Annotated in this window: 27 protein-coding genes; 11 read left to right on the top strand and 16 right to left on the bottom strand. The window is 36.6% G+C overall.

The features are described 5' to 3' along the window. Positions 1–3: 3 nt before the first annotated feature. The 16 genes from QGM60_RS04315 to QGM60_RS04240 form a co-directional block, all read right to left on the bottom strand. A complete protein-coding gene (locus tag QGM60_RS04315; protein WP_281139009.1) occupies positions 4–1,065 on the bottom strand; it encodes a class I fructose-bisphosphate aldolase in 1,062 nt (353 codons plus the stop codon). A 28-nt stretch (positions 1,066–1,093) separates the two neighbouring features. After that, positions 1,094–1,705: a class I SAM-dependent methyltransferase gene (locus tag QGM60_RS04310; RefSeq protein WP_272852116.1), complete on the bottom strand. Its 612-nt coding sequence runs from the start codon at positions 1,703–1,705 to the stop codon at positions 1,094–1,096. Between the two features lie 12 nt (positions 1,706–1,717). Beyond that, positions 1,718–2,731, bottom strand: a complete 1,014-nt coding sequence (locus QGM60_RS04305; RefSeq protein WP_272852117.1) for a type II glyceraldehyde-3-phosphate dehydrogenase — start codon at positions 2,729–2,731, stop codon at positions 1,718–1,720. Positions 2,732–2,733: 2 nt separating this feature from the next. Next, a complete protein-coding gene (nhaA, locus tag QGM60_RS04300; protein ID WP_272852118.1) occupies positions 2,734–4,047 on the bottom strand; it encodes a Na+/H+ antiporter NhaA in 1,314 nt (437 codons plus the stop codon). Beyond that, entirely contained in the window at positions 4,040–5,431 is a 1,392-nt protein-coding gene (locus QGM60_RS04295) for an NAD(P)/FAD-dependent oxidoreductase (RefSeq protein ID WP_281139008.1), read from the bottom strand. Before QGM60_RS04295 ends, nhaA begins: the two co-directional genes overlap by 8 nt. 36 nt (positions 5,432–5,467) lie before the next feature. Then, a complete protein-coding gene (locus QGM60_RS04290) occupies positions 5,468–5,929 on the bottom strand; it encodes a universal stress protein (protein ID WP_272852120.1) in 462 nt (153 codons plus the stop codon). Between the two features lie 28 nt (positions 5,930–5,957). Continuing rightward, positions 5,958–6,476, bottom strand: a complete 519-nt coding sequence (locus QGM60_RS04285) for a hypothetical protein (protein WP_272852121.1) — start codon at positions 6,474–6,476, stop codon at positions 5,958–5,960. Between the two features lie 10 nt (positions 6,477–6,486). Then, positions 6,487–7,101, bottom strand: coding sequence for a lycopene cyclase domain-containing protein (locus QGM60_RS04280; protein ID WP_281139007.1), 615 nt, complete (start codon positions 7,099–7,101; stop codon positions 6,487–6,489). Positions 7,102–7,210: 109 nt separating this feature from the next. Beyond that, complete coding sequence (locus QGM60_RS04275) at positions 7,211–7,489, bottom strand: DUF5676 family membrane protein (RefSeq protein ID WP_281139006.1); 279 nt, start codon at positions 7,487–7,489, stop codon at positions 7,211–7,213. A 17-nt stretch (positions 7,490–7,506) separates the two neighbouring features. Beyond that, on the bottom strand, positions 7,507–7,725 hold the full coding sequence (locus tag QGM60_RS04270; RefSeq protein WP_281139005.1) for an SHOCT domain-containing protein: 219 nt from the start codon (positions 7,723–7,725) through the stop codon (positions 7,507–7,509). 19 nt (positions 7,726–7,744) lie between these two features. After that, the gene (locus QGM60_RS04265) at positions 7,745–7,963 is read right to left on the bottom strand and encodes a heavy-metal-associated domain-containing protein (RefSeq protein WP_281139004.1); all 219 of its coding nucleotides are present in this window, start codon (positions 7,961–7,963) and stop codon (positions 7,745–7,747) included. Positions 7,964–7,974: 11 nt separating this feature from the next. After that, positions 7,975–8,244, bottom strand: a complete 270-nt coding sequence (locus QGM60_RS04260) for a hypothetical protein (protein ID WP_281139003.1) — start codon at positions 8,242–8,244, stop codon at positions 7,975–7,977. A gap of 51 nt (positions 8,245–8,295) precedes the next feature. Next, positions 8,296–8,898: a WG repeat-containing protein gene (locus QGM60_RS04255; protein ID WP_129759410.1), complete on the bottom strand. Its 603-nt coding sequence runs from the start codon at positions 8,896–8,898 to the stop codon at positions 8,296–8,298. A gap of 71 nt (positions 8,899–8,969) precedes the next feature. Then, complete coding sequence (locus QGM60_RS04250) at positions 8,970–9,551, bottom strand: AraC family transcriptional regulator (protein ID WP_281139002.1); 582 nt, start codon at positions 9,549–9,551, stop codon at positions 8,970–8,972. 177 nt (positions 9,552–9,728) lie between these two features. Then, entirely contained in the window at positions 9,729–10,040 is a 312-nt protein-coding gene (locus QGM60_RS04245; RefSeq protein WP_281139001.1) for a hypothetical protein, read from the bottom strand. A gap of 283 nt (positions 10,041–10,323) precedes the next feature. After that, positions 10,324–12,552, bottom strand: coding sequence for a TonB-dependent receptor (locus QGM60_RS04240; protein WP_281139000.1), 2,229 nt, complete (start codon positions 12,550–12,552; stop codon positions 10,324–10,326). A gap of 384 nt (positions 12,553–12,936) precedes the next feature. Here QGM60_RS04240 and QGM60_RS04235 point away from each other — a divergent pair, with 384 nt between their 5' ends. The 11 genes from QGM60_RS04235 to QGM60_RS04185 all read left to right on the top strand — a co-directional run bounded on the left by QGM60_RS04235 (position 12,937) and on the right by QGM60_RS04185 (position 25,096). After that, the gene (locus QGM60_RS04235) at positions 12,937–13,209 is read left to right on the top strand and encodes a hypothetical protein (protein ID WP_281138999.1); all 273 of its coding nucleotides are present in this window, start codon (positions 12,937–12,939) and stop codon (positions 13,207–13,209) included. Between the two features lie 102 nt (positions 13,210–13,311). Beyond that, positions 13,312–17,049 carry an efflux RND transporter permease subunit gene (locus tag QGM60_RS04230; RefSeq protein ID WP_087524311.1) on the top strand — a complete coding sequence of 1,246 codons (3,738 nt, stop codon included), beginning with the start codon at positions 13,312–13,314 and terminating at the stop codon, positions 17,047–17,049. Between the two features lie 4 nt (positions 17,050–17,053). Continuing rightward, positions 17,054–18,271, top strand: a complete 1,218-nt coding sequence (locus QGM60_RS04225) for a TolC family protein (RefSeq protein WP_087524312.1) — start codon at positions 17,054–17,056, stop codon at positions 18,269–18,271. Between the two features lie 2 nt (positions 18,272–18,273). After that, a complete protein-coding gene (locus QGM60_RS04220) occupies positions 18,274–20,580 on the top strand; it encodes a multicopper oxidase domain-containing protein (protein WP_087524313.1) in 2,307 nt (768 codons plus the stop codon). Positions 20,581–20,582: 2 nt separating this feature from the next. Beyond that, positions 20,583–21,878: an APC family permease gene (locus QGM60_RS04215; protein ID WP_009778910.1), complete on the top strand. Its 1,296-nt coding sequence runs from the start codon at positions 20,583–20,585 to the stop codon at positions 21,876–21,878. Between the two features lie 49 nt (positions 21,879–21,927). Beyond that, positions 21,928–22,314 (top strand): DUF302 domain-containing protein, encoded by a 387-nt coding sequence (locus QGM60_RS04210; RefSeq protein ID WP_087524314.1) that lies wholly within the window; start codon positions 21,928–21,930, stop codon positions 22,312–22,314. A gap of 38 nt (positions 22,315–22,352) precedes the next feature. After that, positions 22,353–22,982: a DUF3347 domain-containing protein gene (locus QGM60_RS04205; RefSeq protein ID WP_087524315.1), complete on the top strand. Its 630-nt coding sequence runs from the start codon at positions 22,353–22,355 to the stop codon at positions 22,980–22,982. Continuing rightward, a complete protein-coding gene (locus tag QGM60_RS04200) occupies positions 22,983–23,435 on the top strand; it encodes a heme-binding domain-containing protein (RefSeq protein WP_009778913.1) in 453 nt (150 codons plus the stop codon). Positions 23,436–23,453: 18 nt separating this feature from the next. Further along, the gene (locus QGM60_RS04195; protein WP_087524316.1) at positions 23,454–23,999 is read left to right on the top strand and encodes a DUF3347 domain-containing protein; all 546 of its coding nucleotides are present in this window, start codon (positions 23,454–23,456) and stop codon (positions 23,997–23,999) included. A gap of 391 nt (positions 24,000–24,390) precedes the next feature. Continuing rightward, complete coding sequence (locus tag QGM60_RS04190) at positions 24,391–24,525, top strand: hypothetical protein (protein ID WP_281138998.1); 135 nt, start codon at positions 24,391–24,393, stop codon at positions 24,523–24,525. Between the two features lie 13 nt (positions 24,526–24,538). Then, positions 24,539–25,096, top strand: a complete 558-nt coding sequence (locus tag QGM60_RS04185; protein ID WP_232454931.1) for a potassium channel family protein — start codon at positions 24,539–24,541, stop codon at positions 25,094–25,096. Positions 25,097–25,107: the final 11 nt, after the last annotated feature.

Below are 25,107 nucleotides of genomic sequence, written 5' to 3'. Positions count from 1 at the left end.
TTGTTATGCGATGTCAATTTTATCCTCCAGATATACCTGTTGAACCGATTGTAAAATATTTACACCCTCACCAAAAGGTTTTTGAAATGCTTTCCTACCCATTATCAGCCCAGAACCACCAGCTCTTTTATTGATTACGGCTGTGGTAATTGCCTCGACCAAATCAGACTCTCCTTTAGAGCCACCTCCGGAACTAATTAATCCTATTCTGCCCATATAACAATTTGCCACTTGTAGCCTACATAAATCAATGGGGTGTTTAGTGGTGAGCGTTTCATACATTTCATCATTATATTTACCGAAATCAATATTTTTAAATCCATAATTATTTGTAGGTAATTTTTGTTTGATGATATCGGCTTGTATAGTAACACCTATATGGTTAGCCTGACCGGTTACATCGGCAGCTGTGTGATAATCTTCCTTTTCTGTTTTGAATGCTTCGTTTCGGGTGTAGCACCACAAGATGGTTGCCATTCCCAAGTTATGGGCTTCTTCAAAAGCTTCTGATATTTCTTTAATCTGCCTATTGCTTTCTTTAGAACCAAAATAGATGGTTGCACCTATACCAATTGCACCCATATTCCAAGCGTCCTTTACCTTGCCAAATAAAGTTTGGTCATATTTATTAGGGTAGGTTAGCAGTTCATTATGGTTAACCTTTACTATGAAGGGTATTTTGTGGGCGTATTTTCTAGAATATAGACCCAATACACCAAAGGTTGATGCCACACCATTGCAACCTGCCTCTATGGCCAGTTTTATAATGTTTTCAGGGTCAAAATAATCAGGGTTTTTATAGAATGAAAAAGCAGCACTATGCTCTATACCTTGGTCTATAGGCAAAATGCTTAGATAACCTGTATTTGCCAAGTTTCCGTGATTGTATAATTGAGCAAGACTTCTTAGTGCTTGCGGGTGGCGGTTGCTATTGCTAAATATTTCTTCTGTGCTGTTACCATTAGGGGTATATATTTCATCTTTTGTGATTTTTTCACAAACGTGTTCTAGATAAAAAGAAGCTTTATCGCCTAGGTATTCTTTAATATTTTCATAAGTATCCATTTGTTATGATTTTAAGGTTTCATAGAATTTATTTCTTCACGATGAAAAATTTTACAATGTCACTCCATAGCCTAGTTTCTTTGATGTTTTCGAATCCTGCTTTTTTAAGATTTTCATCTGTTCTTCGGTTAATATTATCACCGATTATATAGAGGGGAATAAAATTGAACCAATCCATAAGAGTGCCCAACATCTTGTTGCCGCTCCGGACGTGTTCAAGCATAATCAGCTGTCCGTTAGGTTTGAGGACTCTTTTAATTTCTTCTAAACCTTTTACAGGGTTTGGTACCGAGCAAAACACACAGCTTGTTAGGATTGTATCAAAGGATTCATCTTTGAAGTCCATATTTTCCACATCCATTTCCAAGAAACTTGTTCTTGGTAGGTCATCCTTATATTTTGCTTTCGCTTTATCAAGCATTTTTTTACTAAAATCAATAGCAGTTAAATCCATTTCAGTGCTATAATACCGTAGGTTTTTACCTGTACCCACGCCAACTTCAAGAGTTTTTCCCTTAGCCTGATTAACAAGTTCTTTGCGCCATTTATCAAATCCGCTTGTACCCATAGGTTTTTCCAAAAGGTCAAAATAGCCGGCAATCCTATCATAGCGTTTTCTTATTTTATTGGTATTATCCATTGCTATTTTTTCTTAGTTGATTGATAAGCTTTTGTTTGTTTTTAGAATGGATTTTGAAGCATTTTTTTCTATGCCTGTTAATGCTCTAATGGCATCTATGGTTTCTGGGATTACAATAGCCTGGTTATCGACGATGTAGGCATAAAACAGCTCATCGCCCTGTACTTTGAGCATATCTTCCCAAAGGGCTACTTCGTACATATCGCCCCAAGGTCGCCCCATATCTAAAAACATTTCTTTAATGGTGTTGTTTGAAACCAAACCCTGGTCATAACGAATTAGTTTGATTCGGGTGGAAGTCTTAAACGCTTTTAGCACTTCTTCCTTAGTTGTCTGTTTTTTTAATTTCACGTTCCAATAGTGCATATGACTTAAGGTTTGGGGTACTTTTACCGCAGAGGTAATTACATTTAATTCTGGGTCGACGCTTTTAGCATCTGGCCCTTGATGGCTTGGAATATCCTTTTCAGGCACCATTGTATTCATAATGCCACCTAAATGGCTTTCCCAAGGGTCAGTAGCTCTTCTTAAAAGTGTTCCCCTTGCATAATCCAACAAGTCAGCTCTTTTTAATGCGGTTAACGTTCTCAGTATGGAAGTTGTATTACAAGAGACTACTCTAGTCGCATCCCGATAAAGAGCTGATTCATAATTATTTTCGGCACTAAATGAATGCCCTGTAGTTTCGTGTTTTTCACCACCGTGCAATATAAATTTGATGCGCTGTTCCTTATAGATTGCCACATTTTGGGCCGCAACCTTTTTAGGTGTGCAATCCACAACAAGGTCTGATTTATTTAAAAGTTCCTGCATATTTCCTTTTACGATAATACCTTCAGATTTCATTTTATTAGCGGCTTCTTGAGTTGCGGCGTAGATGTCATACTCTTTCCTTACTGCATTTTGAATGCGCCAATCACTTATTATATCACATACTCCTATGAGTTTCATATCATCTTGTAGGTTGATGGCATCTGCCACTCTCTTTCCGATAACTCCATATCCTATTACTGCTATATTTTTCATTTTTATATTATTTTAGGTGTTTTATTTTTTATTAATATGATGGAACCGATAATGCCCGCAATTAGTGAAGAAAATAAAATGCTGACTTTAGCGGTATATATAAATTTCTCATTGGCAAAAGCCAATTCGTTTATAAAAAGTGACATTGTAAACCCAATACCTGCTAAAAAGGCAATTCCGTATATATGATACCAAGTGATGTTCTTAGGAAGTTTCGCTAATTTTAGAATGACCAAAATTCTTGAAAATAAGACCACACCAATGAACTTTCCGAATATGAGACCAAAACCTATTCCTAAACTTACAGGGTGAGTAAGTACTTCTAAAACTTTGCCGTGAAGATGGATACCTGCATTAGCAAAAGCGAATAAGGGCAATACGATAAAATTCACAAATGGATTTAAGGCATTTTCGAGCTTTTGAAGTGGTGTTTCGGCTTCAGAACTTGTAACTTTAATTTCTTCGAGTATTTCTAATTGAGAATGAGAAATCAGCGACCCTTTTACGGGCTTTTCTTGTTTGAACTTTTTGTGTAATGCAGCAAGGCGTTGCGAAAATGTAGCCTCGTTTATTTTTACACGACCTGGTATGGCTAGGGCTGTTAGTATTCCAGCAATGGTAGGGTGTACTCCTGAGAAGAAGAAAGCTAGCCAAACACCGCCAATACCTATGATGGCGTAGAACCAAGTTTTTCTAACACCTGCATAATTTCCAATAATTAATAATCCAAAGAAAAGAAAAGCGTGAAACAAATCCATTGTAGAGATGCCAGAAGTGTAAAAAAGTGCAATTACCAACACGCCTCCCAAATCGTCCACCACGGCAAGTGTTACTAGGAATACACGTAATGCAATGGGTAAGCGTTTTCCGAAAAGTGCTAGTACGCCCAAAGAGAAAGCAATATCGGTAGCCATAGGTATTCCCCAACCCTGTGATGCTTCGCCACTAGGATTTAAGATAAAATATATAAGAGCTGGAAACACCATTCCTCCTATAGCGGCACCAATGGGCAATATAGCATTTTGAGGTGTTGATAGTTTACCGCCTAATATTTCTCTTTTTAATTCTAAGCCTACTTGAAGAAAGAACAAAGCCATTAATCCGTCGTTAATCCAAAGTAGTAATGGCTCGGTCAATTGCAAATCGCCAATACTAAATGAAATAGTGGTGTTTAGAATGTTTTGATAGATGCTCTGCCAAGGTGAATTTGCCCAAAGCATAGCTATTATTACTGCTATTAATAGTACAATACCTGTGTTACTAAATACTTTATTAGTTATATTCCAGACGCTATTATGTACAGTTCCTTTAATCATTGACAGTTGAGTTTTTAACTGCAGTTAGCACACTGGTCGTGGATTTTGATTCTGATGGTTTGTTGAAATTTCTAATAATCAGGCGGTTGCTCTTTTCATAGGTGAAATAGCTAACCGCCCAATTAAAACCAACCATCAATCTATTTCTAAAGCCACTTATGGACATTAAGTGTACGATAGACCATAATAACCAAGCGAAATAACCTCCAAATTTGAATTTGCCTAAATCGGCTACTGCTTTTCGCTTGCCTACTGTGGCCAATGAACCTTTATCGTGATATTCGAAAGGCTTAATAGGTTTGTCTTTTATGATATTTAGGATTGAAGTACCTAAATATTTCCCTTGTTGGATAGCCGTTTGTGCGACCTGTGGATGTCCTTTTGGTGTATTTTTGGTAATTACAGCAGCTATATCACCTATGGCAAAAATATTCTTATAACCTTCTACCATTAAAAATGAGTCTGTTTTTAAGCGGTTGCCTTTAACAACATATTTTTTGTCGATACCATTTGGAAACTGACCTTTGACACCTGCGGTCCAGATTAAGTTTTTGGCTAAAATGGTCTTACCACTTTTTGTAGAAACTATTGTGCCATCATAATTAGTAACCACTTCATTAAAAAGTACTTTTACATTGAGACTCTTTAGATATTTTAATGTTTTCGAGGACGCTTTGTCTGACATTGTACCAAGTAATTCTCCAGCTGCTTCCACCAAATAAATATTCATTATAGAAGAAGGGTATTCTGGGTAATCTTTAGGAAGAATGTACTTGCAAAACTCTGCCAAAGCACCAGCCATTTCTACTCCTGCAGGACCACCTCCAACAATTACAAAATTGGTCAGCGCATCACGTTCCTTGTCATCACAGGTAATAGCAGCCTGTTCTAAGTTTTGCAACATCATATGGCGAATGTTCAATGAATCTCGAATATCCTTCATTCCTAAACTGTTCTGGGCTACGGAATCCATACCAAAGAAATTGGTAGTCGTGCCCGTAGCAAGTACCAGATAATCATATTGAACCTTTCCTTTGGAAGTTATAAGTATATTTGATGAGGGTTGAATTTCCTCAACTTCGGCCAAGCGGAATATTACATTATTATAGCCTTTAAATTGCTTTCTAAATGGAAAGACGATGCTGTCTGGCTCTAAGGCACTCGTTGCCACTTGGTAGAGCAATGGCTGAAACTGATGAAAGTTGTTTTTGTCAAACAAAACTACTTGTACCTTTTTGTTCTTTAACTTTTCTACCAAGGCCAAACCTGCAAAGCCACCACCAACAATAACCACGCGTGGATAATCGGTGTCCGGAAGACATATATCATCTGCAACGCTACAAACGGATTTTGGCATTTTATTATGAACGTGTTTATTTTCCATATTCATTCTAGATTCTCTAGCTATAACCAAAGAGTTTTACCTTTCACTTTTATCCCTTGCTATCATAACCGAACATTTAGCGTGAGTTGCCAAGTATTGGGAAACTGAACCTAATAACAGGCGTGAAAGCGCACCCTGACCTTGAGAGCCGACTACTATTAAATCGGCATCCCATTCTTCAGCCTTTTCAAGAATCACATTTTTGGGTGCTCCACTAACAACATTAGTAGTTATAGTAAGTGTTTTGTTCATACTCTTAAGAGTATCACTAGCATCCGAAACAATTTTGTCACCCAATTTTTTAGCACCACTTATAAATTCTTCAAAATAATTGTTCAAGCTACCGCCGGTAGCCATCAGTTCTGGACCTATAGCTGTGGGAAATTCATAAACATTTATAATGCAAATCTCGGTACTTGCTGGCAAGGTTATTCTGTTAAGTTCCTTAACGGCTATTTTGCTGAAATCTGAACCGTCTATAGCCAATACTATCTTCATATTTTTATGTTTTATTAATAGAAATATCCTAAGCTTTGTTTTTATTTATAAAGTTTTGGGCATCTTGTTTTGTTGCGAAATAAAAGACACTCCCCTTATTTTTATCCTGAACGATTACAGCGGTTGCCTTGTCTACTTTTGTATCATCGATTGGATTACTTCCAAACCGGACATTATCTATGTTTTTCTGAAGTTTTTCAACACAGCCTTGACAGCACCCATAGTAAGTTGTGCCATCTACATCTATTGGTATTTGCTTTACCCCCATAAATCTGTCATTAACCATACAGACTTTATCGTTGGGTACAACTTCATAAGGTATTTGAAACGTAGTAACAGGATTAGTTTGAACGGGATTTGTTTTTGTGACTGTTAGCGTTGCTGTTTCGGCCTTTTCCTTCTTTTCGTTGGAACACGAGAGCAATACAATTGAGGCCAGAATCAAAAATAGAATACTTAATAATAGCTTGTAAATTCTTATATTTGGATTTACTGCTGTTACTACTACAGGTTCCTTTTTCTGTTGTTTAAAATGTCTTGATTTCATTTTTAAATTTTTATTGATTTTTAGTTTTATTTAAGCTTATTAGTTTATGCCAATACAAATGTTCGTATAGACCAGACCAATACATCCCAAAGGTGAAGGCGAACAATAATTCTTCAATGGGAATTCCCAGAATAAGAATATGGGTTAGGTTGTCGAGATTCCAATACAGCTCCACATATTGAGGATAGAACGGAAGTATACTTCCGAAATAAATGAAGTATAGAATGGTAAACAAGATGCCCCCAACCCAAATCTTTCTTTTTAAATCTGGACGACAGTATAGCGTGGATAAACCCCCAATAAATAAGGCTATAATGCCACAATAAATGTGATTGAGCGTTGTAAATAGTGCTAGGAAAAGGAAGACTACAGCAGGTATAAATAAGATATATTTATGCAAGCGATGTCTTCTTTGATTTCTTTCTGTTTGGTTTACTTTAACAAGGCTTTGCTTGAAAATTAGATTGTAAAGCACCACGCCAATACCACCGATAGCAAAAGAAAAAATGAGACTTTCAATATCAAAACCTGTTTTTTCTGCTAAATCAAAAAGTGACGGTGGCATCCAGTATTCTGGTACAAATAATGGTTCTGTCAAGCCAAAAGGCATAGTAATCAAGCTCATTTTGAGCATTTCTTTTCTTGATTGTTTTTTATAAAGAAAGATGCCCGCCCAAAGAGCAAGAATTATTAATGACCATATAAACCAGACAAATTGCATAAGGTTACACCTCCTATTTTTTAACTTTTAATTGAGCGTTGTAAAAAGCTCCTATGCAAGCGCCAATAAGCCATCCGAGAATGAAGGTTTGTACAATTCCTAAACCAGCTTCCCACAAGGGCACATCCATCCTAATTATACTTGTTGTGTCTAAGCCGTGTAAAAGGCTATTGAAAAAATCTATCGTTGCTTCCCTTCCTGCTGTTGACATCACTATCATACAGCCTAAGTAAATTAACGCTCCGGTAAGTCCGAAGGCAAAACCAAGTTTTTTTATGTTTAATAGGTACATATTTTTATGATTTAAGATTAGTTATCTGATTTTAAAATCTTTTTTGATTCTTCAAATTCTTCCTTTGATATTTCGCCTTTTGCAAAGCGCTTTTTTAAAATATCAAGTGGGTTGTCATTCTTTGTTTTTTGATATGGAATGTCTGTTGGGATAAAGAATACCCAAGCCAAGAAAATAATCCATATTATCCACCATATAAGGTGCATACCTCCAAAGTGTCCGTCGTATAAATGCATAATTGTTAGTTTTAAATTGTTATTGATTTATTTTTGAAATTGTATATCCGTTAAGCTCATCAAGTTGCTTTTGTATGTCTTGAAGCGAGAGCGTTTCGTTCATAGAAATAATTGTGGCACCTTTTGGTGCTAAAAAAATCTCTACTTTTTCAATATTGGGATGGTCTTCCAATGTCTTCTTGACCCTAGCAACACATCCGCCACAACTGATTCCGCTTATTTGAAATTTTTGTTTCATTGCGTTTGATATTAATGGTGTTGATGTTCTTTACTTTTATTTGTTGAACCATCATCAGACTTCTTTTGATTATGCTTGTGAGCGTTATGGTTCTCTTTGTTATGTCTGTGACCTCCGTGGCCGTGAGACCCGTGTGGTATAAATAGGTGAATAGCGAACATAAATAATATGAAGATGAAAAGGGAAGAGCCTCCTCCTATACCAAAAGAAGGTGCTAAAAAGATGAACAGAAGCGGTAAACCACAGCCTATAATCATCCATATCCAGTGATTGTTTTTCATAATCTTTAGTTTTATTACTTTTTTATTTTTTCTTTAAGTGAATACATCTTACTACTTGATTTTTCTTAAGTTCCATTTATTTTCATCGCTTTTTACTGCTATCAGATTATCAGAAATAAATTTAGATGTGATAACAGGTGGTTCTTTGCTTTTAGAGTATTTTGGGGAAATATGTAAAGCCAATTGGGTAAGGTGGTCTAGAGAATTTCCGTTCTCATCGATGACCACTTCAAAATAATGGTAGTTAACAACATCTTTTTTAAAAATATCATTATAGCCTATGGTCTCTTTATGTACTATTAATGCTAAGGCTTTGTCACTTTGAAAGTTTAAGACATTTAGAAACTGTGGTTCGATACTTATGTTTCCTTTTTTGTCAATGAACCCATAATAGAGTATATCATCTTTTTTGCGGGCTATAATACATTTTCCATTACTGAACAGAGGATAGTAGCCCCCGTCGGTTTTGGTCTTTACCAAGTCTTCTCTAAAATCAATGATTATAGAGCCGTTTTGGTCAATAAATGCCCAGCTATTTCCTTTTTTTACAGCTGAAAGACCGTCGTGAAAAGGGGACACAAAGTCAATGTTTTCTATGGTCTGTCCAATTCCCAGTATTGGGATAATTAATAATGTTAGGAAGATTGTTTTCATTTTTTATTCATTTTAGTTTGATGAAAATAGCGAATGACATTAGCCTTTATCTGCATAACTTTCGTTCTTATCTATATAATTTCATCGTAATAATTACGCTTCCAATTTTCTGTATTTTTATAATCTGTCATACTCATTCCAACTACATCCTTAAACTGTCTGGATAAGTGATTTACACTGCTGTAATCCAATAAGTAGCCTATGTCAGAAAAAGAATGTTGTTTAAGCTGAATGAGTTCCTTTACTTTTTCAATTTTTAATCTTATAAAGTACTTTTCAATAGTGGTCTTTTCCTTAGATGAGAACAGTTTGCTCAGCGCTTTGTAATCTTTGTGAAGGGTGGATGACAAATGTTCTGAAGTCTTAACCTTTAAGGTTAAAGGCAGTTCATTAAGTTGTTCAATTAGAATAATTTTTATTCTTTCAACGAGCATATCTTCTTCACTTTGTACAATCTCAAAGCCATTTGCGTGCAGCACTTTGGTTACGTCTTGGTTAATTTGCGCATCGCTTATCCCGGGTGCTTCTACTAAAAGCTTTCCTAGTTCTAAGGAAAGGACGATTATTCCTAGTTCTTGTAGTTCTTGCTTTATTACTTTTAAGCAACGACTACACACCATATTTTTAACCCAAAATTCTTTTGGTTGTGTCATATCTAATAGGGTATTGTTATTGGGCTTTTGCTCAATAGCCAATCCTGTAATTGAATGTTTACAGGGTAATTTGCAAATAAAACTGTAGGGAATAGGGTACAACAGTTTACAGCCAAAGACTAAGCGCTGGCTATAACCAATTGTGCAGTAAAAGGGCTTTTACTGCTATGTAGAAAATCAAATTAAGTAAGTCTCGTAAAGAGTTTGTATGTCCTTGGATATCAAGGGCGGCCTATATTGTTTAAAAGGAACTATATTTTTTTCAAGCCCTTCAAATAAATTTACATAAACGTAAAAAAAAGTATTAAGGAAAACTATATCTTCAGCCTGAAGTTCATTGTTGGCTTTTTTGACAATATCATCTCCTGTTTTTAAAAATGACCTACTGCTACAACAATCTTTTTCTTGAAATGTTGTGCATTTCTTGGTCGAGACATCTTTCTTTTGAACTTTGTCTTTACATGCTTCTGCTTTGCTAAGAATGGCCATATCTACCAATTTGTTACAGCAAAAGTGCATATTCACCGCAAATGAAGAGGTGGAAAACAGTATAAAAACTGCTAGAAAGAAGGATAATATTTTAGTAAAAAAAGATTTCACATTATAAAGATAACAATTATTGTTTAACCTCTTAAAACTTATAAAATCAAACAAAATTATTTTAATATGTTTAATATGAAATATTTAGAGGTTTAAATCAATAATCCGATTACACAAATATAAGCTTAAAGATTTCACAGAAATATGATATTTATCATTTAATTGGTTTTTGCTAAAATTCATAGGTAATAGAAAAATTAACCCCAAAAGGGTGTCCTGGACGTAAACCTGCTGGCACTCGAGATACAGCATATTTTGTATTAAATAGGTTAATTACATTTGCTGATAATGTAAAATTTTCATTAAGAAAATAGCGAGTAGATAGGTCAACTATAAAGTTAGAATCCACTTTGAAATTTTCAGGAATCGGTCCAGAACCTGCTCTAGTTCTAAATGCACCTGTATATCGTGAATTTAGGTTTACTTCAAATTTCTTATGCTGTAGCCCTAACGTTGCATTCAATTGATTTTTTGCAATGTATGGTATTTCGTCCCCTTTGGTCACCACCCCATAAATATCTTCGTTGCTATCGAAACTGGTCAGAAATTCGGTGTCCGTGAGGGTATAGGAAACCGAAACAGGAAATTTAAACTTTCCTGAGGTATTATATAATAGGTTGTAATTCAGTAAAAATTCAATTCCGCTTACACGTACTTCACCTGCATTAAACTGGTCAAGGCTTCCTGTACCACCTGTAGCAGCCAAATCACTTCCCAGTAGGTTTTGATAGTCATTGTAAAACCCAACAAGTTCCCCTTGAAGCCCTTTAACGCTAAATCGAGTACCTACTTCATAGTTAATACTTTCTTCGGCATTTTGCCCCGGTGTATTACTTGGTGGGGAAAACCCTTTGTGCACACCACCAAAAACCGAAAAATCGTTGTTAAATCTATAATTTGCGCCTATACCAGGAATCCAAACGTTTACTTTGTTTTCGCGAACGGATAAATCTTGACCAGTCCTTGAAGGGTCATTAGTACCATAGTCCATTCGGGTTAGGGCTATATTCTCATAGCGTAGACCAGGTGTTAGGGTTAGGTTCTCAACTTTTAGGGTGTATAAGAGGTGTGCAGCAAGAGCTTTTGCACTACTTATGCGGTTAGCGTCAGACCCTTTTTCGCCTACTGTCGTACGTATTAATTCATTGTTCAAGAATGCATATCTGTCCACCCATTGAAATCTGTCCTCATCATCCTCGTGGTAGCGTATTCCGGCTTCTAAAGTTTGTAACCAATCAGAACCCCATCTTAGTTTGGCAATGGATTGAACACCATTTGACGTGTATGTTCTATTGTTTGCCTTTACGCCCATAACATCGTCTTGGGTGTTTTCATTACCTAAAATGGTCTGGTATTCTAATGGGAAATTCTGTGGCGATGAAAGGATATTACTAATGCTTACTCTTTCGCCTAAATTTACATCATCCAATTTGTACCAATTACGTTTGAATTTATTCAAGTAACCGGTAGTGCTTATGTCTAATGATGATGATAATCGTATAAAATGGGTAAGTTGGTATTGTTGATGTTCGGCGTTCATTACATCTTTTGACGATGCCCTGTATCTTCTATAAGGGTTTTCTTCAAAATCTTCATCGGTCAATCCCAAGTAAGTTTCGTTCGCTTCTTCTTCAGAATATTGGATTTTAAATGTTAGTGACTGATACGTTTTTGCATCTAAATTTGAGTTGACCCTAAATTTGGCCAAATAATCAGATTTATCAAATCCTGTATTGCCACCGCCATCGAGATTTTTAAAACCATCAGAATTATAATTAAAATAATCCGTTACAAATCCAAAATTTTTAAAACTGTCGCCAATAACTAATTGCGTGTTTCTTGAGCCATAATTTCCTGAAGCAATAGAAGCTCTTCCAGAAAACCTATTTGGAATTTGGGAAGATATCATATTAATGGCACCACCTGTGGTATTTGGTCCATATTGAATTTGGCTACTTCCCTTTAAAACCTCTATGGCCTGCATACGACCAATGGTAGGGAAATAATAGGCAGCCGGTGCACTATACGGTGCGGGTGCAATTAAAATTCCATCTTCCATCAAGTTTATTTTTGCGCTGCGTTCAGGCGATGTACCTCGTAAACTTATATTTGGTCGTAGTCCAAAACCATCCTCTTCATAAATATTAATCCCTGGAACGGTTTGTAAAACCCTATTGATATTTGTGTATGAAAACTTTTTTAAATCTTCTTCAGAGATATAGCTCGCTGAGCCCGTTTTGTTTTTAACCTCAAATTTACTGCCCAGTATCGTATTGGCCGTCACAATTACTTCATTTAAGCGTTCTGTCTTTTGTTGGATGGTGTCCTTTTTTTGAGGGTCTGTCTGAGCCAACATTGTGGCTGATTGCAAAACAAATAATAGAAAAATTAGAGTTCTCATTTGCAGTAAATTATTTAGAATGATTTTAAATAGAGGGCAAATGTAGCACACTGTTTTTAAAACACCAATGTTATTTAGAATTAATCTAAATATTTTTTATTTAACTTAATTCATTACAATCAAAATGTAAGATTGTGAAATTGGAAACACTAAATATTTCGTATTCAAATCTCGTCTTTGTTCTAAAAATTTTGTTAAACAAAATTAAAATGTTAAAATTTTTGTAGCTTTGCAGAACAAATGAAGAAGGTATTTTATAAAATAGTATCCTTTTGTATGGCACTTTTAGTGTTCCTATCCACGTTGTCTTTCACAATTGAAAGCCATTATTGTGGGGATGCTCTAGTGGATACCTCCGTGTTTGGTTCTGTGAAAACCTGTGGTATGGAAGCTAAGCAGAAACCGGCTTCTTCAGAATGTAGTTTGACTAAAAAAGATTGCTGTAGTAATGAGCAATTAGTTGTAGATGGTCAAGATAATTTAAAGCTTTCCTTCGATAAGTTAAATAAAGAGCAACAGATATTAGTTGCTACATTCATTTACTCATATATAAATCTGTTTACAGAACAGGAAACAGATAATACTTCTTTTAGAGATTATTCTCCGCCCCCATTGGTCAGGGATGTTCAAGTTTTAGACCAGACTTTCCTTATTTGATTTTTAAGTAATTAGTACTGTAGTCCAACATTAAATTGTATGGACTAAACTGCTTGTTTTTGTTTTTGATAACAAAATTTTAATTACTTAAAACTCTTTTTTATGCTAAATAAAAGCATCAAATTTTTAATAGAAAATAAGTTAGTAGCGGTTTTGCTACTAGCGCTTTTCATTGGTTGGGGTATTGTTAATGCGCCTTTTGAATGGGAAACCGGCTTCTTGCCAAGAGACCCAGTAGCGGTAGATGCTATTCCAGATATAGGAGAAAACCAACAAATAGTATTTACTAAATGGGATGGTCGCTCTCCTCAAGATATTGAAGATCAAATTACCTACCCGCTTACAACTTCCCTTCTTGGAATTCCAGGAGTAAAAACGATACGTAGCAATTCTATGTTCGGATTTTCAAGTATCTATATCATTTTCGAAGAAGAGATAGAATTCTACTGGAGCCGTAGTCGTATTCTCGAAAAGCTGAATTCGCTTCCTGCAGGTTTACTTCCTGATGGTGTAAATCCTGCTTTAGGTCCTGATGCAACGGGGCTTGGTCAAATCTATTGGTATACCCTTGAAGGACGTGACGAAGATGGTAATGTGACTGGTGGATGGGACCTTCAGGAATTGAGAAGCATTCAGGATTTTTATGTTAAATATGCTTTGTCATCAGCGAGTGGTGTTTCAGAGGTATCTTCTATTGGAGGGTATGTATTGGAGTATCAAGTTGATGTGAACCCAGAACTGATGAAACAATACAATATTGGTCTGAATCAAGTCGTCAAAGCGGTCAAACAGAGTAATAGAGATATTGGTGCCCAAACATTGGAGATAAATCAGGCGGAATATCTGATTCGGGGTTTGGGTTATATCGAATCCTTAGCAGATCTAGAAAATGCAGTAGTCACCTCCGAAGATTATACCTCAATCCGTATTAAGGATATAGCTAGAGTAACCCACGGACCTGCAACCAGAAGAGGGCTTTTGGATAAAGAAGGAGCAGAAGTTGTTGGAGGTGTAGTAGTAGCACGTTATGGCGCCAACCCAATGGAAGTCATCAATAATGTAAAAGAAAAAATAAATGAATTAAGTGCTGGGTTACCTACCAAAACATTAAGTGATGGGCGAACCTCTCAGGTAACTATAGTTCCTTTTTATGATAGAACTGAGTTGATACAAGAAACATTAGGAACACTTAATGAAGCACTAACGCTAGAAATCCTCATTACCGTTTTTGTAATTATCATAATGGTGTTTAACCTAAGGGCTTCGGCCTTAATCTCAGGGTTATTACCAGTTGCTGTTTTGATGGTTTTTATATCGATGAAGATGTTTGGTGTAGATGCCAATATTGTAGCCTTATCTGGTATTGCAATTGCCATAGGAACGATGGTAGATGTGGGAGTTATTCTATCGGAAAATGTAATTAGGCATATAGATGAAAATGATGAAGGCTTGTCTATGAATGAAGTAGTGTATAAAGCCACGGCAGAAGTTTCTGGAGCCATCCTAACTGCTGTGATGACGACTATTATCAGTTTCATTCCTGTATTTACAATGATAGGGGCAGAAGGAAAGTTATTCCGTCCATTGGCGTTTACCAAAACTATGGCCTTGGCGGCATCATTAATTGTTGCACTATTCCTGATTCCTCCCTTTGCCGCATTTATTTTCAAGAAGCGGAACCTAAAAACTACGTTTAGCTATGTGCTTAATAGTGTACTGGCTATTTTAGGCTTGATTGCCATTGTGTATGGCCATCTTCTCGGATTAATTCTTATAGCATTTGCGGTAACAGGAGTACTTCTATTAAAAGGAAAAATTTCTTCTGAAAAAGGAAATATTATCAACATCTTTATTTCTGCCTTTGCCATTGTTTTTCTTCTAGCTGAATATTGGAGACCACTGGGCGTTGATAAAAGTATCTTTTGGAATCTCATATTTGTAGGGCTTATTTGCTTTGGGTTATTAGGAGTATTCACCTTATTCAGAAAGCAGTATGTTCGGATACTAAACTGGGCACTTCGTAATAAACTCTTGTTTCTCTCTATACCAACTGCAATCGTTGTTTTCGGGGTTATGATAATGCGTAATACCGGCAAGGAGTTTATGCCATCACTTAACGAGGGATCCTTTCTTTTAATGCCGACCTCAATGCCTCACGCAGGGGTAGAAGAAAACAAGCGAGTTTTACAACAGTTGGATATGGCTGTTGCTAGTATTCCTGAGATTGAAACCGTAGTAGGTAAATCCGGACGTACAGAATCTGCTTTGGATCCTGCACCACTGTCTATGTATGAAAATGTTATTCTTTATAAGCCAGAATATATTTTAGATGAAGATAGAGAGCGACAAAAATTTAAAGTTAATGATGATGGCCTGTTTATGCTCAAAGATGGTTCTCTGGTCATTAACCCTAACGATGATATTAATGACCATTCTAAACATCAAAGCCAAATAAAAAAGGAATTTTATCAGGTTAATTCTAAATTGTTGATTCCAGATGAAGATGGAGAATATTTTAGAAATTGGAGACCAGATATTGAATCACCAGATGATATCTGGAAGGAAATCGTAAAGGTTACAAAACTTCCAGGAGTTACATCAGCACCAAAACTACAGCCCATTGAAACTCGCCTGGTAATGCTTCAAACCGGAATGAGAGCGCCAATGGGAATCAAAGTAAAAGGTCAAGACCTTAAAGAGATTGAAGCGTTTGGAATACAGCTTGAAGATATACTTAAACAGGCAGATGGTGTTAAAGATGAAGCAGTATTTGCTGATAGAATCGTGGGTAAACCATATTTATTGATTGATATAGACAGGGAAAGACTCGCCCGCTATGGAATATCTATAGAACAGGTACAGCAAGTACTGCAGGTATCTGTTGGAGGTATGGTACTTTCTCAAACGGTTGAAGGAAGAGAGCGATACGGAGTTCGGGTGCGTTACCCAAGAGAACTTAGGGCAAATCCAAATGATTTGAAGAATATCTATGTTCCGGTCGAAAAAGGAAAACCTGTTCCTCTTAGCGAATTAGTTACTATCAGGTATGAAAAAGGGCCACAGGTTATCAAAAGTGAAGATACCTTTTTGGTAGGCTACGTGCTTTTCGACAAGTTAGATGGTTATGCCGAAGTTGATGTTGTTGAAAATGCACAAGCCTTAATTCAAGAAAAAATTGATAGTGGCGAACTCATCGTTCCTAAAGGTATTAACTACCTGTTCACAGGTACTTATGAGAATCAGTTGCGGGCTGAAAAGACGTTGGGCGTTGTAGTGCCTTTAGCCTTGGTCATCATATTCCTGATTTTGTATTTCCAATTCCGCTCTGTAGCAACATCACTGATGGTATTTACTGGAATCGCCGTGGCTTTTGCAGGAGGATTTCTGATGATTTGGTTTTATGGACAGGACTGGTTCTTGAACTTTAGCTTCTTTGGTGAGAATCTACGTGACCTTTTCCAAATGCATACCATTAACCTGAGTGTTGCCGTATGGGTCGGGTTTATAGCCTTGTTTGGTATTGCAACTGACGATGGTGTGGTAATGGCTACCTATTTGACCCAAACTTTTGATAGAAACAAGCCAAAAACACTAGAATCCGTTAGGGCCTCAGTGGTAGAAGCTGGGCAAAAACGTATTCGTCCTTGTTTGATGACTACGGCTACTACAATTCTGGCATTGTTACCAGTACTTACTTCCACTGGTCGTGGTAGTGATATTATGATACCGATGGCTATACCAAGTTTTGGCGGAATGTTAATAGCATTAATTACACTGTTTGTAGTACCTGTACTGTACAGTTGGAAGGAAGAATTTCTAGTAAAAAGAATTAAAGAATAAGTAGATGAAAAAAGTAATCTTTTTAATATTAGGATTGTTAGTTGTAGGTGTTACCAAAGCACAGCAATTAGAGACTTATATTCTAGAAGCCGAAAAGAACAATCCAGAAATTCAGGCTTTTGAGCTCAAGTACAACATTGCTTCTGAAAAGGTGAATGAGGTAAACTTTCTTCCAAACACCGAAGTGAGTGCCGGCTACTTTGTAAGCGAACCTGAAACCAGAACTGGAGCACAAGAGGTACGATTATCGGTAAAACAAATGTTACCCTGGTTTGGTACCATAACAGCAAGAGAAAACTACGCAGGCTCTCTTGCCGATGCACAATATGAAGATTTAGTTATAGCTAAACGAAGGCTGGCATTATCAGTTTCCCAATCCTATTACAAGTTATACGCAATAAGGGCAAAACAACGCGTTTTAGATGAGAATATTGAGCTTTTGGAAACCTATGAACGGTTGGCTTTAACATCTGTAGAAGTAGGTAATGCATCTGCGGTAGATGTGCTTCGTTTGCAAATAAGGCAAAACGAGTTGGAACAACGCAAAGAAGTACTGGAACAGGATTATCTGGCGGAACAATCACTCTTCAATAATCTGTTGAACAGAGATGAGACTATTGCTGTGGAGGTCTTTGATACCCTTTCATTACCAGAGCAAGACCCAATTTTGGAAAGAGGTAAATTGGAATTACATCCGGAGCTCATCAAATATGATAAGCTATATGAATCCGTCGATAAATCCGAGATTTTAAATCAAAAAGAATCAGCACCGAACCTCGGTTTTGGATTGGACTATGTAACCGTTGCCGAAAGGCCCAATATGGATTTCAGTGATAATGGTAAGGATATAGTAATGCCAATGGTATCCTTATCCATACCCATCTTTAATAATAAATATAAATCAAGAACCCGGCAGAATAAATTAAAGCAACAGGAAATCACTGCACAGAAAGATGAGCGCAGAAATAGGTTGGAAACCTTACTTGAACAGGCAGTAAATAACCGTGTTTCATCTAGGATTAGTTTCAATACACAAACAAAGAATATAAAGAAAGCTAATGATGGTGAAGAAATTTTAATCAAAAGTTATGAAACCGGAACTATCGATTTTAACGATGTGCTGGATATACAAGAGTTGCAATTGAAGTTTCAAATCAATCAGATTGAATCTATCAAAAACTATTATATCCAATCCACAATAATCAATTATTTAAGCAATTAATTATGAAGATATTAAAAACATTCACATTATTATTAATTACCACTTCAGTTTTCGCTCAGGTAGGAACAAACGGGCAAGATAGAAAAGAAGAAGGACGAATTATAAAGGAATATAACCTTACCATTGAAGAAAATAAAATGACACTTGGTGGTGTTACTGCCAATGCAATGACCTTAAACGGTGGTATTCCTGGTCCTGTTTTAGAATTTAATGAGGGAGACCTTGCCATTATTAACGTCACCAACAAAATGGACGAAGAAACCTCTGTGCATTGGCACGGATTGATACTTCCCAATTTTTACGATGGCGTACCCTATTTAACCACACCGCCTATTGAACCAGGAACAACTTTCCAATATAGAATCCCAATCAACCAATCGGGTACATATTGGTATCATTCCCATACAATGCTACAAGAGCAGAAAGGTGTTTACGGGTCTATCATCATTCACCCAAAAGAGAAAAACTTGGAATATGATAAAGATTTGGTCGTGGTATTATCAGATTGGACGAATGAAAAGCCAATGAACGTTCTGCGAAACCTTAAAAGAGGTAACGAGTGGTATCAAGTTAAAAAAGGAACTGCGGTACCATTGAGCAGGGTTATTTCAGAAGGTGCTCTTGGTGCCCAGCTTAAATTTTGGAGAGACCGTATGGAGGGCGCTGATATTGCCGATATTTATTACCCCGCATTCTTGTCCAACGGTAAAAAATTGGCGGAGTATCCAGAATTTAAAGCAGGCGAAAAAGTGCGTCTTCGCTTTATTAACGCATCGGCCTCAACTTATTATTGGCTGGATTTTGGGGAAGGAAACCCAATGGTGGTATCTAGTGACGGCATTGATGTACAGCCCGTATCTAAAAGCCGGTTTCTATTTGGTATAGCTGAAACATATGATGTTATTGTAACAATTCCCAAAGGCACATTAGAAATTACCGCAACAGCCCAAGATGGCTCTGGTCATACCTCTGTACAATTAGGTAGTGGCACCCTTTATCCAGCCAAAAGAATAGACAGACCTGATAAAGTAGAGATGATGAAACAAATGGGAAAAATGGATATGAAAATGGGAGCCCCTGCAATGGTAGGTAACAAAAAGAAGAATACACCTGAAGTTTTAATGCAGAAGTATGGAATGAAGATGGATATGAAAGATGGCCAGATGAAAACTGGAATGCACGATAAAATGTCAATGAACGATGGTAAAATGGGTAATCAAAAAGATATGAAAGCAAATGACCATATGGGTCACGATATGCAAATGATGCAGAAGGATACGGCCTCTTTTGATTATAGCGCACGGAAAACCTACTTCAACTACGACTTTTTAAAGGCAAAGAAAAATACCACATTCAAAGCTGATTTGCCTGTAAACGATATTCTGTTGAACCTTACCGGAAATATGCAACGTTACGTATGGAGTATGAACGGTGTACCACTTTCAGAGACCGATAAAATAAAAATCAAAAGTGGAGAAGTAACCCGAATAACACTCAACAACTTAACGATGATGCACCACCCAATGCATTTGCACGGTCATTATTTTAGGGTCATCAATGAAAATGGGGAACGTTCACCATTAAAGCATACCGTCAATGTACCGCCAATGCAGAAAGTGGTTATAGAGTTCTACAATGAAGAGTACGGTGATTGGTTCTTTCATTGTCACGTCCTATATCATATGATGGGTGGTATGGCAAGGGTGTTTAGTTATGATACCCCAAGGGATAAAAGAATGGAAGATTTTCCCGTTCAAAAACTCATCGATGAAACAGACCATTATTATTCTTGGGGATTGGTTCGTGCAGGCTCAAACTTTAACGAACTCTTTTTAACATCCAGCAACATCCGCAATGAATTTGGATTGAGAGCAGAATTCGATTATGACAAAAACCTTGAGGCGGAAGTAAATTACAATAGGTACCTAAATGACTGGGTACGTCTCTATGTAGGTGTAAACACCGAAACGGAAATACCTGATTCCTTTGATGAGTTAAATACTGTTGGTCTTATTGGGGTAAAATACTTTACGCCCTACAGGTTCAATGTAGATGTGAGTATGGACCATCAACTACGCCCAAGGGTACGCCTGGATAGGGAGCTATTGATTTTTCCTAGGATTTTTCTGGAAGGCGAATACGAATACAGAGCAGACTTTGGATGGGTCAATGATTTAGGAGATAGCTCTTATGAGAGCGAAACACAATGGTTGGTAGGTCTTTCGTACATCCTCTCTAGAAATTTTTCAATACAAGGAAACTATAACAATCGATACGGCTGGGGTGGCGGTCTATTAGCACGATTTTAAAAATGGCAGAGTATAAAAAAAATAGTCTCAGTTTAACAGGTGCGGTATCGTTAGGTACAGGTGTGATGATAGGTGCCGGAATATTTGCATTATTGGGTCAGGTAGCCGAATTATCTGGGCAATGGTTCCCATATGCATTTTTGATAGGAGCCATTATTTCAGGATTCAGTGCCTACACGTATGTTAAGATGTCCAATGCCTACCCTTCAGCGGGAGGAATTGCTATGTATTTAAAAAAGATATATGGTAAAAGTGCATTGACTGCCTCAGGAGCTTTATTAATGGCTCTTTCAATGATAATCAATGAAAGTTTGGTAGCCCGAACCTTTGGTTCGTACACATTGCAGTTATTTGATGTAGGGGAAAATAGTGTATGGGTGCCCATTTTAGGGGTAATACTATTGGTAATTGCTTTTCTAATTAATATCTCTGGTAATAATATCATAGGAAAGTCTTCTTTGGTAATGGCAATCCTTAAAATTGGTGGTATAGCCATATTTGCCATTGGTGGACTTTGGGCAGCAGGATTCTCGTTTTCAGAAATTGTTCCTTCAGAAAACCTAACTGAATATCCGTTAACCAACTACTTAGGTGCTCTGGCATTATCAATTTTAGCTTATAAAGGTTTTACCACAATTACCAATAGTGGTGGTGAAATTATCAATCCTAATAAAAATGTAGGTCGAGCTATCATTATTTCATTGCTTATTTGTACGGTCGTATATATGTTGGTGGCCTTTGCAGTCTCATCTAACCTTTCTATTGATGAAATAATAAAAGCTAAAGACTATTCCTTGGCGGAAGCATCTAGACCTGCTTTTGGAAAGTATGGACTCTGGTTTACAGTCGGTATCGCTATCGTGTCAACAATTTCAGGGGTTATTGCCAGTATTTTTGCTGTTTCGAGAATGACGGCAATGTTGACCGAAAAAGAACTGATACCTCATAAGCATTTCGGGATGCCAGGTCGGTTACAAAAGCATATGCTGGTGTATACGGTTGTCTTAGCATTAGCACTTACCATTTTATTTGACCTAACAAGAATTGCCTCATTGGGAGCAATATTTTACTTAATAATGGATATCGGAATTCATTGGGGCGTACTAAGAAACTTAAGGCAAGATGTAGATGCTAAACCGGCAATATTGATAACTGCAATTTTTCTCGATGTAGTCGTTCTCGGAGCTTTTTTATGGATAAAAGCGAGTAGTGACATTTTAGTTGTGGTTGTTGCAGCAATATTGATGGTGTTAATCTATTTCGGCGAGAAATTGTTTTTAAAAACTAATACTACCTAATGATAGCAAAAAAAATGAAGTAATAATTAATTCAAAAATAAATAGAAATATGAGCTACTACTTTAATAAGACAATCAATGGAACCTTTGAAGGGATTATTGATAAAGTTACACAAAAATTAAAAGAAGAAGGTTTTGGAATACTCACAGAAATTGACGTATCAGAAACCCTGAAGAATAAATTAGACGTGAACTTTAAGAAGTATAAGATTTTGGGAGCGTGCAATCCACCCTATGCCCATAAAGCGTTACAAGCTGAGGATAAGATTGGAACGATGCTACCCTGTAATGTTATAGTTCAGGAAATTGAAGCAGGAGTTTTTGAAGTTGCTGCAGTAAATCCTATGGCATCTATGCAGGCTGTAGAGAATGAAGATTTAGAGAAAATTGCGGACGAGATTTCGGCAATGTTGGAAAACGTCATTGAAAAGCTATAGAACACTAAAAATAAATACAAACATAAATCAAAAACAAAATGAGCAAATTAAAATTAGTAATAGGAGTAGTTGCAATAGCATTTGTAACCCTAACAGCAGCGTCTTGTAAAGATGCCAAAACAGAGAAAAATAATTCTACTGACCATCATTCAGAAATGAATGCTAATGGTGACCATTCAAAAATGAATCACGACAATAGTGATGGTCACCACGATGGAGAGAAAAAGGAAATGGCAATGAGTGGAGATGGCAATCCACAAGCAGTCTTAAATGACTACTTCAACTTAAAAGATGCCTTGGTAGGAGATGATAATGCCAAAGCCAAAGAGCTGGGAGCAATCCTTGCAACATCCTTAGGCAAGCTTGATATTTCAAAATATACGGGTGCCCAGCAATCAGATTTAAGGGACATTGTTGAGGATGCGGTAGAACACGCAGAGCATATATCAGAAAGTGATATCGCACACCAGCGAGAGCATTTCAAAATATTGAGTAAGGATATGACCGATATGGTGGCAATCACAGGAACTGAGAACACACTATATCAACAATTCTGTCCAATGTACGATGGGGGTAGCGCTTGGTTGAGTATGAGTGAGGATATCAAAAATCCATACTACGGAAGCAAAATGTTAACCTGCGGAAAAGTTCAAAAAGAAATCAATTAAATGAAGGCTGTAAAAATCATAGCAATAGTATTGTTGGTTGCCTTTGTGGTCATACAGTTTATTCCTGTAGACCGCAATCAAAGCGACAGTGTCCCAAAAACCGACTTTATGTTGGTGAATGATGTCCCAAGTGATATCAAGGACAAGTTGCGGGTCTCTTGTTATGATTGCCATAGTAACAATACACAATACCCTTGGTACAACAAGGTGCAACCTGTGGCTTGGTTTCTTGAAGGACATATAAAAGAAGGAAAATCAGAGCTAAATTTTAACGAGTGGGATGCTCTATCAAACCGTAGAAAAGCCAGTAAGCTAAGGTCCATCATTAAACAAATTGAAAGTGGTGAGATGCCTTTAGCTTCTTACACCTTAATTCACAAGGATGCCATTTTTTCAGAAGAAGAAACTAAGCAGGTTGTTAAGTATATGGAAAATTTAAAAGATAGTTTATAAATAAAAAAAACAGATAAGATGAAAAATTTAAAAATGAATATAGCAGTGATGCTATTGTTAGCAGTTTCTTTTACCAACGCACAGGAAAAAGAAAAAATGGGTCACAAACATCATCACGATAAAATGATGAATATGAAGAGTGATTTAAAGTCCGAAGCGATTTTAAGTGATTATTTCAATCTAAAAGACGCATTGGTAGCGGATGATTCAAAGAAAGCAGCTGCGACAGGTACTAAATTGGCGGCTTCACTAAAAGCATTTGATACGTCAAATTATACCGAAGAGGAGCAAAAAGAATTGACTGATATTATTGACGATGCTATGGAGCACGCAGAGCATATTGCAAAAAGCGATATTGGTCATCAAAGAGAGCATTTTAAAACATTAAGTAAGGATATAACGGATATGGTGGCTATCACAGGTTCAAAGAATATGCTTTACCAGCAGTTTTGCCCAATGTATGATAAAGGCAGTGCTTGGTTGAGTGCAAATGAAGAAGTTAGAAACCCATACTATGGAAGCCGAATGCTAAAATGTGGTAAAGTACAAAAGACTATTCAATAGAAACTCTATAGGGACCATTCTATCATACTGGTTTGTTAGTTAACAGTAGATAGGAAGGTATTATTAGACTTCGGAATAGCAAAAGTCCTGTCGTGGGAAGGAAAATGTTGATGGTTAGTGTTAGTTCCTTCCCGTGTCAGGCACAAGATTTTTGAAAAAGAAAGGTTGATTTGGTTAATAGCAGCCTGCATAAGGGAGAGGGAATAAATCCCCCTAGATTACTAGTATCTCTCTTCCTATGTCAGGCAAAATAAAAAGTGAAAAAGAGAACTCATAGAAAAGTACTGGATTATGGAAGTAATGCCTGTTTTTTTGATTGATGGATAGAGTTTGACTCTCATAATCACGTGTTAACCGTGTGGATTTAAGTACAACATAAGGTTTTAAAACTATGAAAGATTGTTGCAAAGACGGATGCCATCAAAAAGCAGAAAAATCTATTATTAAAAAATGGTTCAACTATTTAATCTATGTAATACTGTTAATAATAATTGGTGGTGCATTAGTACTTCAATTATTTGATTAAAGGATTAATAAAAGTGAATAAGGAAGATATGGCAAAAACACCTGAAAGTACTAGTTTTTATGAGCAGCTCTTTAAAAAAGTATTGTTCACCACAAGCGTAGTTGTTGTTTTGTCATTAAGCTATGTATTATGGGTTAATGAAAACCCCGACAGCTTGTTTCTACCAGTGTTGGTAGTTGGGTTGGCCTTTGTCAAAACGATTTTTATTGTTAGGCTCACTTTTCTACAGTTAAGTAAAATAATAGGAGAAAGCCATCAGCTTACACACGTTCTAACATTATTTGCAGTGTTAATTGTTTTGATAATCCTATCATTTTCAGCAGATTATTTAGCATTGTACGTATTGAATTCAGAAAATTTTAAGTCAGCAACATCAATTAATGGTTCATTCCTTCTAGAATTTTTTGAATTTACATATTTCAGTCTAATCACTTTTTCATCCGTTGGCTTTGGTGATATAGTGCCTTTAACTATTTCTGGTAAACTCTTGGTAATTATGGAAGTTTTCTTGAGCTTTTTTGTTTTGGTTTTTGGTATTGCCAATATTAATAGAATACACGTTGACAAATAACCCGTTTAATA

It is taken from the genome of Winogradskyella sp. SYSU M77433, assembly GCF_029911945.1.
Classification (GTDB): Bacteria; Bacteroidota; Bacteroidia; order Flavobacteriales; family Flavobacteriaceae; genus Winogradskyella.
This window is presented reverse-complemented; position numbering and strand designations above follow the sequence as displayed.

Excerpts from the sequence above, each read along its gene's own strand:
- QGM60_RS04235 (WP_281138999.1), top strand. The coding sequence starts at position 12,937 with ATGGAAGCTAAGCAGAAACCGGCTTCTTCAGAATGTAGTTTGACTAAA.
- QGM60_RS04270 (WP_281139005.1), bottom strand. The coding sequence starts at position 7,725 with ATGCATTTATACGACGGACACTTTGGAGGTATGCACCTTATATGGTGG.
- QGM60_RS04205 (WP_087524315.1), top strand. The coding sequence starts at position 22,353 with ATGAGCAAATTAAAATTAGTAATAGGAGTAGTTGCAATAGCATTTGTA.
- QGM60_RS04315 (WP_281139009.1), bottom strand. The coding sequence starts at position 1,065 with ATGGATACTTATGAAAATATTAAAGAATACCTAGGCGATAAAGCTTCT.
- QGM60_RS04295 (WP_281139008.1), bottom strand. The coding sequence starts at position 5,431 with ATGGAAAATAAACACGTTCATAATAAAATGCCAAAATCCGTTTGTAGC.
- QGM60_RS04245 (WP_281139001.1), bottom strand. The coding sequence starts at position 10,040 with ATGGCCATTCTTAGCAAAGCAGAAGCATGTAAAGACAAAGTTCAAAAG.
- QGM60_RS04280 (WP_281139007.1), bottom strand. The coding sequence starts at position 7,101 with ATGAGCTTGATTACTATGCCTTTTGGCTTGACAGAACCATTATTTGTA.
- QGM60_RS04305 (WP_272852117.1), bottom strand. The coding sequence starts at position 2,731 with ATGAAAAATATAGCAGTAATAGGATATGGAGTTATCGGAAAGAGAGTG.
- QGM60_RS04310 (WP_272852116.1), bottom strand. The coding sequence starts at position 1,705 with ATGGATAATACCAATAAAATAAGAAAACGCTATGATAGGATTGCCGGC.
- QGM60_RS04285 (WP_272852121.1), bottom strand. The coding sequence starts at position 6,476 with ATGAAATCAAGACATTTTAAACAACAGAAAAAGGAACCTGTAGTAGTA.
- QGM60_RS04200 (WP_009778913.1), top strand. The coding sequence starts at position 22,983 with ATGAAGGCTGTAAAAATCATAGCAATAGTATTGTTGGTTGCCTTTGTG.
- QGM60_RS04240 (WP_281139000.1), bottom strand. The coding sequence starts at position 12,552 with ATGAGAACTCTAATTTTTCTATTATTTGTTTTGCAATCAGCCACAATG.
- QGM60_RS04250 (WP_281139002.1), bottom strand. The coding sequence starts at position 9,551 with ATGACACAACCAAAAGAATTTTGGGTTAAAAATATGGTGTGTAGTCGT.
- QGM60_RS04210 (WP_087524314.1), top strand. The coding sequence starts at position 21,928 with ATGAGCTACTACTTTAATAAGACAATCAATGGAACCTTTGAAGGGATT.
- nhaA (WP_272852118.1), bottom strand. The coding sequence starts at position 4,047 with ATGATTAAAGGAACTGTACATAATAGCGTCTGGAATATAACTAATAAA.
- QGM60_RS04290 (WP_272852120.1), bottom strand. The coding sequence starts at position 5,929 with ATGAAGATAGTATTGGCTATAGACGGTTCAGATTTCAGCAAAATAGCC.
- QGM60_RS04230 (WP_087524311.1), top strand. The coding sequence starts at position 13,312 with ATGCTAAATAAAAGCATCAAATTTTTAATAGAAAATAAGTTAGTAGCG.
- QGM60_RS04265 (WP_281139004.1), bottom strand. The coding sequence starts at position 7,963 with ATGAAACAAAAATTTCAAATAAGCGGAATCAGTTGTGGCGGATGTGTT.
- QGM60_RS04260 (WP_281139003.1), bottom strand. The coding sequence starts at position 8,244 with ATGAAAAACAATCACTGGATATGGATGATTATAGGCTGTGGTTTACCG.
- QGM60_RS04255 (WP_129759410.1), bottom strand. The coding sequence starts at position 8,898 with ATGAAAACAATCTTCCTAACATTATTAATTATCCCAATACTGGGAATT.
- QGM60_RS04190 (WP_281138998.1), top strand. The coding sequence starts at position 24,391 with ATGAAAGATTGTTGCAAAGACGGATGCCATCAAAAAGCAGAAAAATCT.
- QGM60_RS04275 (WP_281139006.1), bottom strand. The coding sequence starts at position 7,489 with ATGTACCTATTAAACATAAAAAAACTTGGTTTTGCCTTCGGACTTACC.
- QGM60_RS04225 (WP_087524312.1), top strand. The coding sequence starts at position 17,054 with ATGAAAAAAGTAATCTTTTTAATATTAGGATTGTTAGTTGTAGGTGTT.
- QGM60_RS04195 (WP_087524316.1), top strand. The coding sequence starts at position 23,454 with ATGAAAAATTTAAAAATGAATATAGCAGTGATGCTATTGTTAGCAGTT.
- QGM60_RS04220 (WP_087524313.1), top strand. The coding sequence starts at position 18,274 with ATGAAGATATTAAAAACATTCACATTATTATTAATTACCACTTCAGTT.
- QGM60_RS04215 (WP_009778910.1), top strand. The coding sequence starts at position 20,583 with ATGGCAGAGTATAAAAAAAATAGTCTCAGTTTAACAGGTGCGGTATCG.